Here is a 17,631-nt window from a genome sequence, read left to right on the forward strand (position 1 = left end):
TACCGAGGAGAAGAACCTGTGACTGACCTGTACTACGACGACGACGCTGACCTCTCGGTCCTCTCCGGCCGCAAGGTCGCCGTGATCGGCTACGGCTCCCAGGGCCACGCCCACTCGCTGTCGCTGCGCGACTCCGGTGTGGATGTGGTGGTGGGACTGAAGGAGACCTCCTCCTCGAAGGCCAAGGCCGAGGAGCAGGGCCTGACCGTCAAGCCGGTGGCCGAGGCGGCCGCGGAGGCGGACGTCATCATGATGCTGGTGCCCGACCAGCACCAGGAGGCCGTCTACACCGCCGAGATCGCCCCGCATCTGAAGGCCGGCGATGTGCTGATGTTCTCCCACGGATTCAACATCCGCTTCGGCTTCATCGCTCCGCCCGCCGACGTCGACGTCGCCATGGTGGCTCCGAAGGGCCCGGGCCACGTGGTCCGCCGTGAGTACGAGGCCGGACGTGGTGTGCCGGCGCTGATCGCTGTGGAGCAGAACCCCTCGGGCCAGGCCAAGGACATCGCCCTGGCCTACGCGAAGGCTATCGGCGGCACCCGCGCCGGAGTCATCGAGACCACCTTCACCGAGGAGACCGAGACGGACCTCTTCGGTGAGCAGGCGGTGCTCTGCGGCGGCGCCTCCCAGCTGGTCCAGTACGGCTTCGAGACGCTCACCGAGGCCGGGTACCAGCCCGAGATCGCCTACTTCGAGGTGCTCCACGAGCTCAAGCTCATCGTGGACCTCATGGTCGAAGGCGGGCTGACCAAGCAGCGCTGGTCCATCTCCGACACCGCAGAGTTCGGTGACTACGTCTCCGGCCCGCGGGTCATCTCCCCGCAGGTGAAGGAGAACATGAAGGAGGTGCTGGCCGACATCACCTCCGGTGCCTTCGCCCAGCGCTTCATGGACGACCAGCGCAACGGCCAGAAGGAGTTCGAGGAGCTGCGGCGGAAGAACGAGTCGCACCCCATCGAGTCCACTGGCCGTGAGCTGCGCAAGCTGTTCTCCTGGATCACCCAGGACGACGACTACACCGAGGGCACCGCAGCTCGCTGATGAGTTGAGCCCATCGTGGACGATGGTCCCGGACGTACCCCGCGCCTCGGGGACGTCCGGGACCTCGTCTGCCGGAGAAGACCGCAGGAACCCGTCAGAGAATGAAGGACGTCAGATTATCGTGACCGCCGCCCGCCCCGTCGTCGTGCTCGCCGAGGAACTGTCCCCCGCCACTGTCGAGGCCCTGGGCCCCGACTTCCAGATCATCCAGTCCGACGGCACCGACCGCCCGCGGCTGAAGCAGGATCTCGCCGAAGCCGATGCGCTGATGGTGCGGTCCGCCACCACCGTCGATGCCGAGATCCTCGCCGCGGCACCTCGGCTGAAGATCGTCGCCCGGGCCGGTGTCGGACTCGACAACGTCGATATCCCGGCCTCCACCGAAGCCGGTGTCATGGTGGTCAACGCGCCGACGTCGAACATCACCTCCGCCGCCGAGCTGACCTGCGCGCACATCCTCGGGCTCTCCCGCCATGTGGTCCCTGCCTCGGCGGCGCTGAAGGGCGGGGAGTGGAAGCGCTCGAAGTACACCGGTGTGGAGCTGCAGGGAAAGACGCTCGGAGTCATCGGGCTGGGTCGCATCGGCGGCCTGGTCGCGGAGCGGATGAAGGCCTTCGGCATGGAGATCATTGCCTATGACCCGTACGTCACCTCGGCCCGCGCCCACCAGCTCGGTGCTCAGCTGGTCACCCTGAACGAGCTCTACGCGGCCGCCGACGTGATCACCATCCACATGCCGAAGACCCCGGAGACTCTGGGGATGCTCAACCGTGAGGCCTTCTCCGCTATGCGGGACACCGCGCTGGTGGTCAACGTCGCCCGCGGTGGACTCATCGATGAAGACGACCTCGCCGTCGCCCTCGACGAAGGCGCGATCGGCGGTGCCGCGGTCGATGTCTTCTCCTCAGAACCGGCCACTGACCTGGCGTTCTTCGCTCATGAGAACGTGGTCGTCACCCCGCACCTGGGCGCCTCCACTGCTGAGGCTCAGGAGAAGGCCGGGGTCGCGGTGGCGCGCTCGGTGCGCCTGGCGCTGGCCGGGGAGCTGGTGCCTGACGCCGTGAATGTGGTCGGCGGGGCTATCGACGAATACGTCCGCCCCGGCATCCCGCTGATGGAGAAGCTCGGGCGCACGGTCACCGCGCTGGCCCCCGATTCCCTGACTGACGTGGAGACCGAGGCCGCCGGTGAGATCGCCGACTATAAGGTCGATGCGCTGCAGCTGGCCGCGCTGAAGGGGCTGCTCACCGATGTGGTCTCCGAACAGGTCTCCCACGTCAACGCCCCGGTGCTGGCCGAGCAGCGCGGCATCCAGACCCGCCTGATCACCGCCGCCGGGATCGATGACTACCGCAATGCGCTGACCATCCGAGCGGCCACCTCCTCCGGCGCCCAGATCGAGGTGCGCGGTACGCTGACCGGTCCGAAGCAGATCGAGAAGCTCATCGGCATCGACGGCTACGAGTTCGAGCTGCCGCTCACCGAGCACCTGGTGGTCCTGGAATACTCCGACCGCCCCGGAGTGATCGGTGCCTTGGGACGGCTGCTGGGGGAGCACGCGGTCAACATCGCCGCGATGCAGGTCTCGCAGAAGTCCGAGCGGGGCTCGGCACTGGCTGTGCTCGCGGTGGACGGCCCGCTGCCCGCCGGTATCCTGGACAGGCTCAGCGCGGAGATCGACGCCGCGCGGGCTGCCGAGATCGATCTGGAGGAGCACCGCTGATGACCCAGGCCCCGCCGTACTATCTGACCACGGCGATCCACTATCCCAACGGCGAGCCGCATATCGGCCACGCCTATGAGGTCATCGCCGCTGATGTGCTCGCCCGGTTCAAACGCCTCGACGGCTACGACGTCTTCTTCCTCACCGGCACCGACGAGCACGGCTCGAAGATGCAGCAGACCGCCGAGAAGCTCGGCATCAGCCCGATGGAGCTGGCCACACAGAACGCCGAGCGCTTCCGGCACATGGACGAGGAAGTCGTCGGCATCAGCGAGGACCGGTTCATCCGCACCACCGATGCCGATCACTACGCTGCCTCCCAGGCGATCTGGACGCGGATGGCCGAAGCGGGGGACATCTACCTGGACACCTATGCCGGCTGGTACTCGGTGCGTGACGAGCGGTTCTTCACGGAGGAGGAGACCGCCGTGGCCGAGGACGGGGTCCGCCGCGCAGTGGAGACCGGCACCGAGGTGAGCTGGACGGAGGAGGAGTCCTATTTCTTCCGCCTCTCCGCTTACCAGGACAAGCTCCTGGAGCTCTACCGCTCCCAGCCGGAGTTCGCCGGACCGGCCTCTCGGTTCAACGAGGTCATCCGTTTCGTGGAGAACGGGCTGGAAGATCTCTCCATCTCGCGGACCACGATGGACTGGGGAATCCCAGTACCGGAGTCCGCGGGTCAGGAATCCTCCACCGCGGATCACGTGATGTACGTCTGGGTCGATGCGCTGACCAACTATCTGACCGGCGTCGGGTTCCCGGACACCACCTCAGAGGCCTTCACCACGTGGTGGCCGGCGGATGTGCACATCATCGGCAAGGACATCTCCCGGTTCCACTGCATCTTCTGGCCGGCCTTTCTGATGAGCGCCGGGCTCGAGCTGCCCCAACGGGTCATGATCCACGGCTTCCTGCACAACCGCGGGGAGAAGATGTCGAAGTCCGTGGGCAACGTCGTCGCCCCGGCGGAGTGGATCGCCGAATACGGACTCGACGCCGTGCGCTTCTTCCTGATGCGCGAGTTCCCCTTCGGCCAGGACGGCTCCTACAGCCACGAGGCCGTCGTGGGACGGAAGAACGCGGATCTGGCGAACAATCTGGGGAACCTGGCCCAGCGCTCACTGTCGATGATCGTGAAGAACTGCGACGGCGCCATCCCTCAGCCCGGTGAGTTCACCGCGGAGGACGAGGCCATTCTCGAGCAGGCCTCGGGCCTCTTGGAGGTCTCCCGGGCCGCGTATGAGAAACAGGACTTCCACCGTGCGCTGGAACGCACCTGGTTCGTGCTGGGGGAGACCAACGCCTATTTCGCCGAGCAGCAGCCCTGGGTGCTGCGCAAGACCGACCCGGAGCGCATGGCCACCGTGCTGTATGTGACCGCTGAGGTGCTGCGCCGTGTGGCACTGCTCTCCCAACCGGTCATGCCCGTCTCAGCGTCGAAGCTGCTGGATGCCCTGGGTCAGCCCGAGGACGGCGACGCTGGTGCCTCCTCAGCCTCCGGTGCGGGTGCGCGCAGCTTTGTGGCCTTCGACGAGCCGCTGGCTGTGGGCACACCCATCGCCAAGCCCGAGCCGGTCTTTCCCCGTCACGAGGAGCAGGAGTGAACTGTCATGGGTGACACTGTCATGAGCGACACCGCAGCACGGTCCCTACCTGAGAGCGTTCGGGTCGCCGTGATCGGCGGCGACGGCATCGGCCCCGAAGTGGTCACCGAGGCCCGCCGTGTCCTGGAGGCCGCACTGGCTCAGGAACCGGTCGAGATCGAGTACGTCGAGTTCTCCCTGGGCGCTGAGCACTGGTTGGGCACCGGTGAGACGTTGAGCGAGGAGACCCTCGAGCAGCTGCGCGGCGTCGACGCGATCCTCTTCGGCGCGGTCGGCGCTCACCCGCAGGATGAGAAGGCCCCCTCGGGCCTGCTGGAACGTGAGGTCCTGCTGCGACTGCGTTTCAGCCTGGACCACAGCGTGAACCTGCGCCCGGCGCGCACCTACCCGGGCACGGCCACGCCGCTGGCCGGAGCACCGGAGATCGACTTCGTCGTCGTGCGTGAGGGCACGGAAGGACCCTACGTGGGCAACGGAGGGGCAATCCGCCGGGGCACCGCCCACGAGATCGCCACGGAGACCTCCCTGAACACCGCCCACGGGGTGCGCCGCGTTGTGGAGGATGCCTTCACCCGCGCGGAATCCCGCCGCGGACACGTGACGTTAGTGCATAAGCACAATGTACTCACCCACGCAGGGGACCTCTGGCGGCGCACCACGGAGACCGTCGCCGCGGAGCACCCGGGTGTTGAGTGGGACTATATGCACGTCGACGCCGCCACGATCCACATGGTCAACGATCCCGGGCGCTTCGACGTCATCGTCACCGACAACCTCTTCGGTGACATCCTCACCGATCTGGCTGCGGCGGTGACCGGCGGGATCGGCCTGGCGGCCTCGGCCTCGATCAACACTGAGGGCAGCGCGCCCTCGATGTTCGAGCCGGTCCACGGCTCGGCACCGGATATCGCTGGTCAGCAGATCGCCGACCCGACGGCGGCGGTCCTCTCCGCTGCGCTCATGCTGGACCATCTGGGGCTCTCTCAGGCGGCACACCGGGTGGAGCAGGCGGTGCATGCGCAGCTGGAAGCCTGGGCGCAGGCACCAGATTCCGCCCGCGGGCTCAGCACCTCTGAGCGAGGCAAGGCCTTCGCCGCACGTCTGCGCCCCTGAGGGGTTAGGGTGATCCTGTCACTATGAGGCAGATCATGATGCACGCCACGGCGAAAGGTCCCCCGATGCAGTTCGACGTCACCCCGAACCCCCAGCCCGTCGACGCCGCACGCCGTCGGGAGATTCTCGCCGATCCGGGCTTCGGCACGCACTTCACCGACCACACTGCCGTAGTGGACTGGAGCTGGGACGAGAGCGGCGGACACTGGCACAGTGCCCGTGTGGAGGCCTACGGGCCGATCCAGCTCGATCCGGCCGCCTCCGTGCTGCACTACGCCCAGGAGGTCTTCGAGGGCATGAAGGCCTACCGTCACGCTGACGGCGGTATCTACACCTTCCGCCCGCAGGCCAACGCCGCCCGCCTGCAGCGTTCGGCCCGGCGCCTGGCACTGCCGGAGCTCGACGAGGCGACCTTCCTGGCATCTCTGGAACAGCTGTTGGCTCTAGACCACGCCTGGGTGCCCGACGGCGACGGCGCGGCGCTGTATCTGCGGCCCTTCATGTACGCCTCGGAGGCCTTCCTGGGAGTGCGCCCGGCCCATGAGGTCAGCTACCGAGTGATCGCCTCCCCGGCGGGCAACTACTTCGGCGGTGAGCTCAAGCCGGTGCGCATCTGGGTCTCGCGTGACTACACCCGTGCCGCCCCGGGCGGCACCGGGGCGGCGAAGACCGGCGGCAACTACGCCGGCTCCCTGGTCGCCCAGCAGCAGGCCGCAGACAACGGCTGTGCACAGGTACTCTTCCTCGACCCGCTGCATGACAACGCCGTCGAAGAGCTCGGCGGGATGAACGTCTTCCTGGTCACCTCCGACGGACGGCTGATCACCCCGGCGCTGACGGGCACCATCCTCGAGGGCATCACCCGCGAGTCGGTGATCCAGCTGGGCAGGGACCGCGGACTGGAGGTTGAGGAACGGCGCATCACGCTGGACGAATGGGCCCGCGGTGTCGAGGACGGCACCATCACCGAGGCCTTCGCCTGCGGCACCGCTGCGGTCATCACGCCGATCGGTGAACTCGTCGACGGCGACACGGTCATCGCCTCCGCCGGCACCGGGGAGGTCACCACCTCCATCCGTGAGGAGCTGTTGGGCATCCAGACCGGGGCGGTTCAGGACCGTCACGGCTGGCTGCACCGGCTCGCCTGAGGTTCAGGCCGTGCGGGCGGGCTCTCCCAGTGCTGATGGCTCGGTGCCGATAGCTCAGTGCTGATGGCTCGGTGCTGATAGCCCTGTGCCGATAGACTGGCCAGCATGCGCATCGCACGATTCGTCACTGAGGAAGAGCCCGTCTACGGAGTCGTCACCGGAGAGCCAGGCGAGGAGATCATCACCGAGCTGACCGGAGACCCGTTCTTCGTCGGTGTCCAGCAGACCTCCACCACCCATGCGTTGGCGGACGTCCGGCTAGTCGCCCCGATTATCCCGCGGTCGAAGGCGGTGGGCATCGGCCGCAACTATGCTGATCACGCCGCTGAGATGGGCAATGAGCTGCCCGCCTCACCGATGATGTTCTTCATCCCCAACACCGCCATCGCCGGCCCGGGTGACCCGATCACCCTGCCCAGCTTCTCCGAGGAAGTCCATTACGAGGCTGAGCTGTGCGTGGTGATCGGCCGGATCTGCAAGGACGTCCCGCTGGACCGCGTCTCCGAGGTGATCTTCGGCTACACCGTCGGCAACGATGTCTCCGCCCGTGATGCGCAGCGTACTGACGGCCAGTGGGCCCGAGCCAAGGGCTTCGACGGCTCAGCGCCCATCGGACCGTGGATCGAGACGGAACTGGACCCGGAAGGTCTGCGCATCAGCGGACGGCTCAACGGGGAGACCGTCCAGGACAGCTCCACATCGGAGATGGTCTTCGGCGTCCCGGAACTGGTCTCCTACGCCTCTCAAGCCTTCACTCTGCTGCCCGGTGACGTCATCTTCACCGGCACTCCGGCCGGTGTCGGCCCCGTGACCGAGGGCGACCGTTTCGAGGCCGAGATCGAGGGGATCGGCACCCTCACCAACACATTCCGCCGCTGACCACCCTCTCACCTCCCAGGAGAACCTCTCACTGATGAGCACCGCTGCGCCCACTGCCGCCCCGGAGATCCCCACTGTGCCCGATGACGCCCCCGTGCGGGTGCGGTTCTGTCCCTCGCCGACGGGGGTTCCGCATGTCGGGCTGATCCGCACCGCCCTGTTCAACTGGGCCTACGCCCGGCATACCGGGGGCACGATGGTCTTCCGCATCGAGGACACCGACGCCAAACGCGATTCGGAGGAGTCCTATCAGCAGCTGCTCGAGGCGCTGCGCTGGCTCGGCATCGACTGGGATGAAGGCGTCGAGGTCGGGGGAGACCACGGGCCGTACCGCCAGTCGCAGCGGGCAGAGATCTATACCGATGTGCTCAATACGCTGCGTGAGGCGGGTTTTGTCTATGAGGCCTTCTCCACCCCGGAGGAGGTCGAGCAGCGGCACGTGGCCGCCGGACGGGACCCCAAACTCGGCTATGACAATTACGACCGTGACCTCACTGCCGAGCAGATCGAGGCCTTCCGCGCGGAGGGCCGTCAGCCGGTGCTGCGGCTGCGGATGCCCGATGAGGACATCACCTTCACCGATTTGGTCCGCGGTGAGATCACTTTCTCCGCCGGTTCGACTCCGGATTTCGTCGTCGCCCGGGGCGACGGCCAGCCGCTCTACACCCTGGTCAACCCGGTCGATGACGCGATGATGGGGATCACCCATGTGCTGCGAGGAGAGGACATCCTCTCCTCGACGCCGCGGCAGATCGCCCTGTACCGGGCCCTGCATGCGATCGGGGTGGCCGATGTGCTGCCGCGCTTCGGCCATCTGCCGTATGTGATGGGGGAGGGCAATCGGAAGCTGTCCAAGCGGGATCCGGAGTCGAACCTCTTCCACCATCGGGACCGCGGATTCGTCCCTGAGGGGCTGCTGAACTACCTGGCGCTGTTGGGGTGGTCGCTCTCGGCCGATGAGGATGTCTTCACAGTGGATCAGCTGGTCGAGGCTTTCGACGTCGCCGATGTGCTGGCTAATCCGGCCCGGTTCGACGTCAAGAAGGCTGAGGCGATCAACGGCACCCATATCCGCCGGCTCGACCCCGGGGACTTCCGTGACCGGATGGTGCCGTATCTGCAGGCTCAGGGGTTGGTCGGCGAGGAGCTGAGCGCACGCCAGGCCCAGCTGCTCGACGGTGCCGCACCGCTGGTGCAGGAGCGCATCGCCCTGTTGGGCGAGGGCGCAGAGATGATGGCGTTCCTCTTCGTCGCCGACGAGGATCTGGTCATCGAGGACAAGGCCTTCTCCGGGTTGGGAGAGCAGGCGGTGGAGACCGTCGATGCTTCGCTGGAGGCGCTGGAGTCTGTCGCGGACTGGACGACTGAGTCAGTGGAGCAGGCGTTGCGTGAGGCGCTGATCGACGGTCTGGAGCTCAAGCCGCGCAAGGCTTTCGGTGCGGTCCGTTCGGCGGTGTCGGGCCGGAAGGTCTCGCCGCCGCTGTTCGAGTCGATCGAGCTGCTGGGCCGGGCCTCGGCAGTGGCTCGGCTGCGTCGTTTCCGGGCCGAGCTGGTGGCGCGGGGCTGAGCCGAGGTGAGCTGGTGAGCACCTCGATCCGCGGTGTCCTCTTCGACGTCGATGACACGCTGGTGGACTTGCGAGCGGCGATGGCGTCGATGTTCTCGGAGCTCTCCGCGCAGTGGCTTCGCGGCCACAGCGCGGAGGCCCGTCAGCGGGCGGCGGTGGCGTTCGCCGGTGATATCCACGGCCGGTACGAGCGTTACCTCGCCGGTGAGCTCGGGTTCGGTGAGCAGCGGGCGATGCGTTTCGTCGATGCGCTGGCCGAGATCGGCGTGGCGGTACCGGAGCCGGCAGTGCTCGAGGAGTGGAACAGTCTCTACGAGGCGGGGATCTCCGGCCGGTGGGCTGCTTTCGACGACGTCGGTGTGAGCCTTGATCGTCTGCGTGCTGCAGGTGTCAGGATTGCGGCGGTGACGAATAATGTGGCTGACTATCAGCGGCGGAAGCTCTCCGCTGCGGGGCTGGCCGAGCGGTTCAGTGCGGTCATCGGAATCGAGGAGGCTGCCGCACCCAAACCGGCGCCTGAGATGTTCCACGCGGGAGCACGAGCAGTGGGACTGGACCCCTCAGGCTGTGCGTATGTCGGTGATAATCCCATCGCCGATGGCGAGGGCGCCCGGGATGCGGGGATGGTCTCTGTGCTGGTGGACCGTGGTGGGGGCGTCGAGGCACCGTGCGGTGTGACGAAGGTCGCCTCCTGTGAGGCGGCGGTCGATTTTGTGCTCGGGCGATGCTCTCGTGTAGAGTAGAGGATCGTTGCACGGCGATGTTATGTGCTCTGCGATGGAAGAAATAAAATTAATAACTATATCAATGGGCTATGGTGTAATCGGCAACACGACGGTTTCTGGTACCGTTATTCTAGGTTCGAGTCCTAGTAGCCCAGCGAAGGTTCCGGTTTGCGGAACTGAGATTCTGCCTGCTAGGCTGAGTCAGTCCTCAAGCCGAGGATGCATAAATGAACACGGCCCCATCGTATAGCGGCCTAGTACGCCGCCCTCTCACGGCGGTAACGCGGGTTCGAATCCCGCTGGGGTCACCAGCACGAAGAAAACCCCCGGGATGTGTCCCGGGGGTTTTCTCATGCCATCATCTTTGGTGCCATCGTCGCGGGCCTGTTGTCATATGGTCAGAGCATTCGTCTGTCATGCCCTGTTTGTTCCGACCTCATTTGTCCCGGCCCCATTCGTTCATTTGTCATAGCTTCGTGCAGAATCTCGTCGTCACAGGGCTATGATCTGCGCAGGTGCCTATGATCCGTGGTTCTCCGGTGAGACGGGGAGGCATCCGCAGCACAGGTGGCCCCCTACCGAGGACGAGCGCGGAGAACAGATCTGGCACGATGGCTGCTATGCCTGCCTCCCAGACACCGGACTCTCCGCGCACCCTCGCCGAGCTGGGCGAGGATGCCATCCTTGACCGTCTCACCCGTGCATTCGGTCCGTTGGCCGGGACCGGAGGGGCGCTCATGCTCGGCATCGGCGACGACGCAGCCGTGCTCCGGGCCGATTCGGGCCAGTTAGTGATCACCACGGATACCCTGACCGAGGATCAGGACTTCCGTCCGGGCTGGTTCAGCACGCCTGAGTCCTATGGAGAGTCGGTCGGGCACCAAGCCGTGGTACAGAACCTCTCCGACATCGTCGCCATGGGCGCCCATCCCACCGCCGTGCTCCTCAGCCTCGTCCTGCCGCCGGAACTGGACGCTGACTGGGTCGATGGCTTCGGCGCCGGAGTCGCAGCAGCCCTGAGTGCAGCAGGCGCCGATCTGAGAGTAGCCGGGGGTGATCTCGGAGCCGGCCCCTCCGTCAGCGTGAGCGTCACGGCCCTCGGCGAGGCGCCGGGGTCTCTGCTGCGCCGCGACAGCGCACAGCCGGCAGACGTGCTGGCAGTCGGGCCGTCGTCCCCCGGCGCTGCACGCAGCCCCTTGGGCTCCGCGGCCGCCGGGCTGGCACTGCTGGAGGCCGGTATGCTCGCCTCAGAGGTGCAGCGGCCCTATCTCGCGGCCCAGCTGTATCCCAGCATCGATGTCTCTGCCGGTGTGCGCGCCCTCGCCGCCGGTGCTCACGCCGGGCTGGACGTCTCCGACGGGCTGCTGCGCGACACCGTGCGCCTGGCCTCGGCCTCTGGGGTGGTCATCGACGTCGAATCGGAGGCGCTGCGCGCGATGGTCACCGAACTCGAGCCCTTGGCCGTCGCCCTCGGGGCACAGGAGGCAGAGGCCGCCCGGGCGCAGGCCTGGGGCTGGCTGCTCAGCGGGGGAGAGGACTACGTGCTGCTGGCCAGCTTTCCCGCCGAGGCCGAGCTGCCGAGCGGGTTCACCCGCCTCGGCACAGTGCACGGTGCCGCCGCTGAGGCTCCAGGCACTGTTCTGCTCGACGGCGCCGACCCCGCCGCAGTCCTGAAGGGGACGGGGTGGGATTCGCTGCGCTGACGGCACGACTCACGACACGACCCTCGGCCCGGCCCTCGCCTCGACGCGCAGCCGGGTTGATCAGCCCTCGTAGAAGCGTCCCAGTTGAGCGAAGTCCCAGCCGGCGTCCTTCCACTGGGCGGAGCTGAGCACATTGCGGGCGTCGAGGAACCGGCGCTGAGCGACCAGACCCTCCAGATCCGCCGGAGTCAGAGCCTTGAACTCGTCCCATTCCGTGGTCAGGACCACCAGGTCAGCGGAGCCGACGGCCTCGGCCAGGGTGTCACAGTAGTCCAGACGCGGGAACCGCTTGGCAGCGTTCGCACTGCCTTCTGGGTCGTAGACCGCCACATGGGCCCCGGCCACATAGAGCCGGTTGGCGACGTCCAAGCCGGGAGAGTCCCGCACGTCGTCGGAGAGCGGTTTGAACGTGACTCCCAGCACCGCCACCCGGCGGCCCTCGAGATCCCCGCCGAGCATCTGCTCGGAGAGCGTCACGGCGCGCTCACGCCGACGCAGGTTGATCTGATCCATCTCGGAGAGGAAACGCATCGTATGGTCCAGCCCCAGCTCGGAGACCCGTGACTGCAGGGCGCGGATGTCCTTGGGCAGGCAGCCGCCGCCGAAGCCCACTCCGGCGTTGAGGAACTTGCGGCCGATGCGGGTGTCGTGCCCCAGAGCATCGGCGAGGGTGCGGATGTCCCCGCCTACGGTCTCGGTGACCTCGGAGAACGCGTTGATGAACGAGATCTTCGTGGCCAGGAAAGCGTTGGCGGCGACTTTGACCAGCTCAGCGGTCTCGAAATCGGTGGCGATCCACGGCGTCTCGCGTCCCAGCGCCTCGGCGTAGACCTCGCGCAGGGTGTCCACGTCCTCAGGCCGCTCGGTGCCCACCACCAGACGGTCCGGGCGCAGCGTGTCCTGCACGGCCAGTCCTTCGCGCAGGAACTCAGGGTTCCAGGCCAGGGCGACGTCGACGTCCTGACGGGACTGCTCAGCCAGCAACCGGGAGAGCCGGCGCGCGGTGCCCACCGGTACGGTGGATTTGCCGACGACGAGCGAGTCCTTGGAGATCACTCGGGCCAGATCGGTCACAGCGGCATCCACGAAGGTCATATCCGCGCCGTTGCTGCCGGGCAGCTGCGGTGTGCCGACGGCGACGAAGTGCACGTCCGCCCAGTCCCCGGCTTCGGAGATATCGGCGGTAAAGCGCAGCCGCCCGCTGTCCACATGCCGACGGATCAGCTCGGGCAGGCCCGGTTCGTGGAAGGGCAGATCGCCGCGGGAGAGCTTCTCGATCTTCTCCGGGTCCACATCGACGCCGAGCACGTCGAATCCCAGCTCAGCCATTCCGGCGGCGTGGGTGGCTCCCAGATATCCGGTACCGATGACACTGATGTTCTTGACCACGGCCCCATCCTAGGGTGTCGCGGCCGGAACCGGGGAGAACCCGGACAGACACTGCTTCTCCGGTCCGATCCGGTCAAGTCAGGTCAGATCAAGTCAAGCCAGATCAGGTCTCACCGAGGCCGTGCTCCGCCGCCTCAGGATTCTTCCGCAGCAGTTCGGTGAGCTGATGGGAGGCCTGGACCACGGCTTCGGCATGCATCCTGCCGGGCTGTCGGCTCAGCCGCTCGATGGGACCAGAGATCGAGACCGCGGCGATCACCCGCCCTGAGGGGCCGCGCACCGGAGCGGAGACTGAGGCGACGCCAGCCTCGCGTTCACCCAGTGATTCCCCCCAGCCGCGCCGCCGGACCCCGGCGAGGACAGTGGGCGTGAACCGGGCGCCGTGCAGTCCTTCCACCAGGCGCTGATGATCCTCCCAGGCCAGCAGCACCTGGGCAGCGGAGCCGGCCTTCATCGACAACTGCGTCCCCACGGGGATCGAATCGCGCAGCCCGATGGGCCGTTCCGCCGAGGCCACGCAGATCCGTGCATCACCCTGACGCCGGTAGAGCTGAGAGCTCTCTCCGGTGAAGTCCCGCAGCTGCAGCAGGATCGGGCCGGCGGCTGAGACGAGACGATCGTCGACTGCGGCTGAGGCCAGCTCGGCCAACCGGGAGCCGATCACATACCGGCCACGCACATCCCTGCTGAGAAAACGGTGGTGGACCAGCGCGCTGGCCAGTCGATGGGCTGTGGGCCGGGCCAGTCCAGTGATCTCCACCAGCTGTGCCAAGGTGGCGGGCCCTGCTTCGAGCGCGTCGAGGATCATCACCGACTTGTCCACCACGCCGATGCCTGAGGGGGAGCGTAGGGGGCCGGAGCGGGGTGGGCTCGTCGGCTTGGTGTGCGCAGGGGGCGGGGTGGGTCGGTGCGAGCGCGACATGGTCTCCATGATAATCCAGGAGCTCCGCGAGGGGTCTCAAATACTGAGAAGCTTTGCGAGACTCTGGTGACTCCCCGGCGAGGGTGGTTCTGTGGTAAGACAGCGCAGATTTCAGGAGGTTCCCATGGTTGAGCGTGAGACAGCCTCGGACCACACGGCTCCGAGCCAGACGGCCGCGCCCCTGACCTTGGCGGAGAAGGTCTGGCGGGACCACGTCGTCGTCGCCGGGACCGAGCAGGACGGCCACCGGACCCCGGACCTGCTCTACATCGACCTGCACCTGGTCCACGAGGTGACCAGCCCTCAGGCCTTCGAAGGTCTTCGGCTGGCTGACCGCGGCGTCCGCCGCACTGAGCACACGATCGCCACTGAGGATCACAACACGCCCACGCTGGCCATCGATCGGCCCATCGCTGACCCCACCAGCCGCAAACAGGTGGACACGCTGCGCTCCAACGCTGAGGAGTTCGGTGTGCGCCTGCATTCGCTCGGCGATGCCGACCAGGGCATCGTCCACGTCGTCGGCCCGCAGCTGGGACTCACCCAACCGGGAATGACGGTGGTCTGCGGTGACTCGCACACCTCCACCCACGGCGCCTTCGGTGCGCTGGCCATGGGCATCGGTACCTCGGAGGTGGAGCATGTGCTGGCCACTCAGACGCTGCCGCTGAAGCCCTTCAAGACTATGGCCATCACCGTGGACGGCACGCTGCGCCCCGGGGTGAGCTCCAAGGACATCATCCTTGCGGTCATCGCGAAGATCGGCACCGGCGGGGGCCAGGGCTATGTGCTGGAATACCGTGGCGAGGCCATCGAGAAGCTCTCGATGGACGCCCGGATGACCATCTGCAACATGTCCATCGAAGCTGGCGCCCGGGCCGGGATGATCGCCCCGGACCAGACGACCTTCGACTTCATCGCCGGCCGGCCACACGCCCCGCAGGGTGAGGAGTGGGACACCGCCGTCGAGTACTGGAAGACGCTGCGCACCGATGACGACGCCGTCTTCGACGCCGAGGTCGTCCTCAACGCCGATGAGCTCGAGCCTTTCGTCACCTGGGGGACCAACCCGGGGCAGGGCGTCTCGCTGTCCGAGAGTGTGCCGTATCCGACCGACTTCGACGAACCGGCGGCCCGCGATGCCGCGGAGCGCGCTCTGGACTACATGGATCTCGAACCCGGCACGGCGATGCGCGATATCCGCGTCGATACAGTGTTCCTGGGCTCCTGCACCAACTCGCGGATGGAGGATCTGCGGGCCGCGGCCGAGATCATCCGTGGACGGCAGAAGGACCCACAGGTGCGCATGATCGTGGTTCCCGGCTCGGCGAAGGTGCGCCTGGAGGCCGAGGCCGAGGGCCTGGATCAGGTGTTCACCGACTTCGGCGCAGAATGGCGGTTCGCCGGCTGCTCGATGTGCCTGGGGATGAACCCGGACCAGCTCTCCGAGGGGGAGCGCTGCGCCTCGACCTCGAACCGCAACTTCGAAGGCCGCCAGGGCAAGGGCGGGCGCACCCACCTGGTGTCTCCGGTGGTGGCTGCCGCCACCGCGGTGCGCGGCACACTCTCCGCCCCCTCCGACGTCCTCAGCGCCGCCCCGCAGCCGGCCTGAGCCGGATCAGGCGTCGGACCTGACGGCATATACGACACAGGAGACACAACAGGAGTCATTGATGGAACCCATCACCACCCACACCGGCGTCGGGGTCCCGCTGCGGGCCTCGAACGTGGACACCGACCAGATCATCCCCGCGGTCTACCTGAAGCGGATCACCCGGACCGGCTTCGAGGACGCCCTCTTCTCCTCCTGGCGGCGCAACCCTGACTTCGTGCTCAACCAGCCGGAGTACGCCGAAGGCTCCGTGCTGGTGGCCGGGCCCGACTTCGGCACCGGCTCCTCCCGGGAACACGCCGTCTGGGCGCTGAAGGACTACGGCTTCCGCGTGGTCATCGCCTCCCGGTTCGCCGATATCTTCCGCGGCAACTCCGGCAAGCAGGGACTGCTCACCGCCCAGGTGCCCCAGCCGGAGGTGGAGCTGATCTGGAAGGAGCTGGAGAACGATCCGGGTCTGGAGATCACGGTGGACCTGGTCGAGCGCACTGTGCGCTGCGGCTCCGTCGAGACCGGCTTCGAGATCGACGACTATACCCGCTGGCGTCTGCTCGAAGGGCACGACGACATCAGCCTCACTCTGCAGCATGAGGACGCCATCGCCGCCTATGAGGCCTCCCGTCCCTCCTTCAAACCCAAGACCCTGCCCGCCCGCACCTGACCCTGCTGGAGCACATGCTCACCGGGTATCGGGTCACGCTGTGGGCGAACCTGGGTGAGGATGGGCCTGAACCTGGGTGAGGATCGGCACGGCACCGTGTGATGCGCCCGGCACCTCCGTTAGAGTGGCAAGGCGCTAGAGTGGCACAGCCACCATCGGGGCGCACACCCTGCACGGGCACCACGAAGGGATCGACGAGACATCATGGCAAAACTCCTCACCATCCAGGGCGGAAAGCCCCTGAACGGCCGCGTCCGCGTCCGCGGTGCCAAGAACCTGGTCCCCAAGGCGATGGTGGCCTCTCTGCTGGGCAGTGAGCCCTCGGAGCTGCGGAACATCCCGGAGATCAAAGACGTCGACATCGTCACCTCCCTGCTGACGATCCACGGGGTCAAAGTCGATCATGACCGTGAGGCCGGCACGCTGACGATGGACCCGCGGGAGACCCGCAACGCCACCTACTCCGAGATCGACACCCATGCCGGTGACTCTCGGATCCCGATCCTCTTCTGCGGCCCCCTGATGCACAAGAACGGGGAGGCCTTCATCCCCGATCTCGGCGGTTGCCGGATCGGTGACCGGCCTATCGACTACCACCTCGAAGTCCTGCGCAACTTCGGTGCGGTGGTGGACAAGCAGCCCAGCGGCATCCGCATCTCCGCGCCGAAGGGTCTGCGCGGGGCCAAGCTGGAGCTGCCCTACCCCTCGGTCGGGGCGACGGAGCAGGTGCTGCTGACCGCGGTGCTCGCCGAGGGCATCACAGAGCTGAAGAACGCCGCCGTCGAGCCGGAGATCCACGATCTCATTCAGATCCTGCAACAGATGGGCGCGATCATCTCGGTCAACACCGACCGCACGATCCGCATCGAAGGTGTCGAGCGGCTCTCGGGCTACCGTCACCGTTCGATCCCGGACCGCAATGAGTCCGCCTCCTGGGCCTCGGCGGCTTTGGTCACCCAGGGTGACATCTACGTCGAGGGCGCCGCCCAGCGTGATCTCACGGCCTTCCTGAACACCTACCGCAAGATCGGCGGCGAGTTTGAGGTCTACGACGACGGCCTGCGCTTCTGGCACGGCGGCGGTCTCCTGCAGCCGTTGGTCCTGGAGACGGATGTGCACCCCGGTTTCATGACGGACTGGCAGCAGCCGATGGTCGTCGCGCTGACTCAGGCCACGGGGGTCTCCATCGTTCACGAGACCGTCTATGAGAACCGTTTCGGCTTCACCCATGCCCTGCAGCGCATGGGTGCCTCGATCCAGCTGCACCGCGAATGCCTGGGATCGAACCCCTGCCGGTTCGGGCAGCGGAACTTCCTGCACTCGGCGGTGATCTCCGGTCCGTCGAAGCTCCACGGGGCAGACATCGACGTCCCGGACCTCCGTGGCGGCTTCTCCCACCTGATCGCTGCCCTGGCCGCGGAGGGCACCTCGCGGGTCACCGGCATCGAAGTCATCAACCGCGGCTACGAGAAGTTCCTGGACAAGCTCATCGGTCTCGGCGCTGACGTCGAGCTCTCTGAGCGCTGAGCCGCGGAACACCG

14 protein-coding genes and 2 tRNA genes are annotated in these 17,631 nt (G+C 66.9%); 14 read left to right on the forward strand and 2 right to left on the reverse strand.

Translation table 11 applies throughout. From position 1 onward, the window contains the following. Positions 1-18 precede the first annotated feature (18 nt). The 11 genes from ilvC (at position 19) to thiL (ending at position 11,506) form a co-directional block, all read left to right on the forward strand. Complete coding sequence (gene ilvC, locus RIL96_RS02925; protein ID WP_310547510.1) at positions 19-1,044, forward strand: ketol-acid reductoisomerase; 1,026 nt, start codon at positions 19-21, stop codon at positions 1,042-1,044. A gap of 121 nt (positions 1,045-1,165) precedes the next feature. Next, positions 1,166-2,767, forward strand: a complete 1,602-nt coding sequence (serA, locus tag RIL96_RS02930; protein WP_310547511.1) for a phosphoglycerate dehydrogenase — start codon at positions 1,166-1,168, stop codon at positions 2,765-2,767. Continuing rightward, positions 2,767-4,371, forward strand: a complete 1,605-nt coding sequence (metG, locus tag RIL96_RS02935) for a methionine--tRNA ligase (protein ID WP_310547512.1) — start codon at positions 2,767-2,769, stop codon at positions 4,369-4,371. Before serA ends, metG begins: the two co-directional genes overlap by 1 nt. A gap of 6 nt (positions 4,372-4,377) precedes the next feature. Beyond that, positions 4,378-5,484, forward strand: coding sequence for a 3-isopropylmalate dehydrogenase (locus RIL96_RS02940; protein ID WP_310547513.1), 1,107 nt, complete (start codon positions 4,378-4,380; stop codon positions 5,482-5,484). Positions 5,485-5,522: 38 nt separating this feature from the next. Next, complete coding sequence (locus RIL96_RS02945; RefSeq protein WP_374761840.1) at positions 5,523-6,632, forward strand: branched-chain amino acid aminotransferase; 1,110 nt, start codon at positions 5,523-5,525, stop codon at positions 6,630-6,632. Positions 6,633-6,737: 105 nt separating this feature from the next. Next, on the forward strand, positions 6,738-7,511 hold the full coding sequence (locus RIL96_RS02950) for a fumarylacetoacetate hydrolase family protein (RefSeq protein ID WP_310547514.1): 774 nt from the start codon (positions 6,738-6,740) through the stop codon (positions 7,509-7,511). A 34-nt stretch (positions 7,512-7,545) separates the two neighbouring features. Beyond that, complete coding sequence (gltX, locus tag RIL96_RS02955) at positions 7,546-9,078, forward strand: glutamate--tRNA ligase (RefSeq protein ID WP_310547515.1); 1,533 nt, start codon at positions 7,546-7,548, stop codon at positions 9,076-9,078. A 14-nt stretch (positions 9,079-9,092) separates the two neighbouring features. Beyond that, entirely contained in the window at positions 9,093-9,821 is a 729-nt protein-coding gene (locus tag RIL96_RS02960; protein ID WP_310547516.1) for an HAD family hydrolase, read from the forward strand. Between the two features lie 65 nt (positions 9,822-9,886). After that, positions 9,887-9,958: transfer RNA gene (locus RIL96_RS02965), tRNA-Gln, on the forward strand. 80 nt (positions 9,959-10,038) lie between these two features. Further along, positions 10,039-10,114 (forward strand) — tRNA-Glu (locus RIL96_RS02970). Positions 10,115-10,423: 309 nt separating this feature from the next. Beyond that, on the forward strand, positions 10,424-11,506 hold the full coding sequence (thiL, locus tag RIL96_RS02975; protein ID WP_310547517.1) for a thiamine-phosphate kinase: 1,083 nt from the start codon (positions 10,424-10,426) through the stop codon (positions 11,504-11,506). Positions 11,507-11,566: 60 nt separating this feature from the next. Here thiL and RIL96_RS02980 read toward each other — a convergent pair whose 3' ends face one another. Continuing rightward, positions 11,567-12,895 (reverse strand): UDP-glucose dehydrogenase family protein, encoded by a 1,329-nt coding sequence (locus tag RIL96_RS02980; RefSeq protein WP_310547518.1) that lies wholly within the window; start codon positions 12,893-12,895, stop codon positions 11,567-11,569. Between the two features lie 103 nt (positions 12,896-12,998). Beyond that, entirely contained in the window at positions 12,999-13,817 is an 819-nt protein-coding gene (locus tag RIL96_RS02985) for an IclR family transcriptional regulator (protein WP_310547519.1), read from the reverse strand. A 124-nt stretch (positions 13,818-13,941) separates the two neighbouring features. Here RIL96_RS02985 and leuC point away from each other — a divergent pair, with 124 nt between their 5' ends. The 3 genes from leuC to murA all read left to right on the forward strand — a co-directional run bounded on the left by leuC (position 13,942) and on the right by murA (position 17,617). Next, entirely contained in the window at positions 13,942-15,429 is a 1,488-nt protein-coding gene (gene leuC, locus RIL96_RS02990; RefSeq protein WP_310547520.1) for a 3-isopropylmalate dehydratase large subunit, read from the forward strand. 61 nt (positions 15,430-15,490) lie between these two features. After that, complete coding sequence (gene leuD, locus RIL96_RS02995; RefSeq protein WP_310547521.1) at positions 15,491-16,090, forward strand: 3-isopropylmalate dehydratase small subunit; 600 nt, start codon at positions 15,491-15,493, stop codon at positions 16,088-16,090. A gap of 204 nt (positions 16,091-16,294) precedes the next feature. Next, positions 16,295-17,617 (forward strand): UDP-N-acetylglucosamine 1-carboxyvinyltransferase, encoded by a 1,323-nt coding sequence (murA, locus tag RIL96_RS03000; protein ID WP_310547522.1) that lies wholly within the window; start codon positions 16,295-16,297, stop codon positions 17,615-17,617. The last annotated feature ends 14 nt before the right edge of the window (positions 17,618-17,631 follow it).

It is taken from the genome of Nesterenkonia aerolata (assembly GCF_031470965.1).
In the GTDB taxonomy this organism is placed as follows: Bacteria; Actinomycetota; Actinomycetes; order Actinomycetales; family Micrococcaceae; genus Nesterenkonia; species Nesterenkonia aerolata.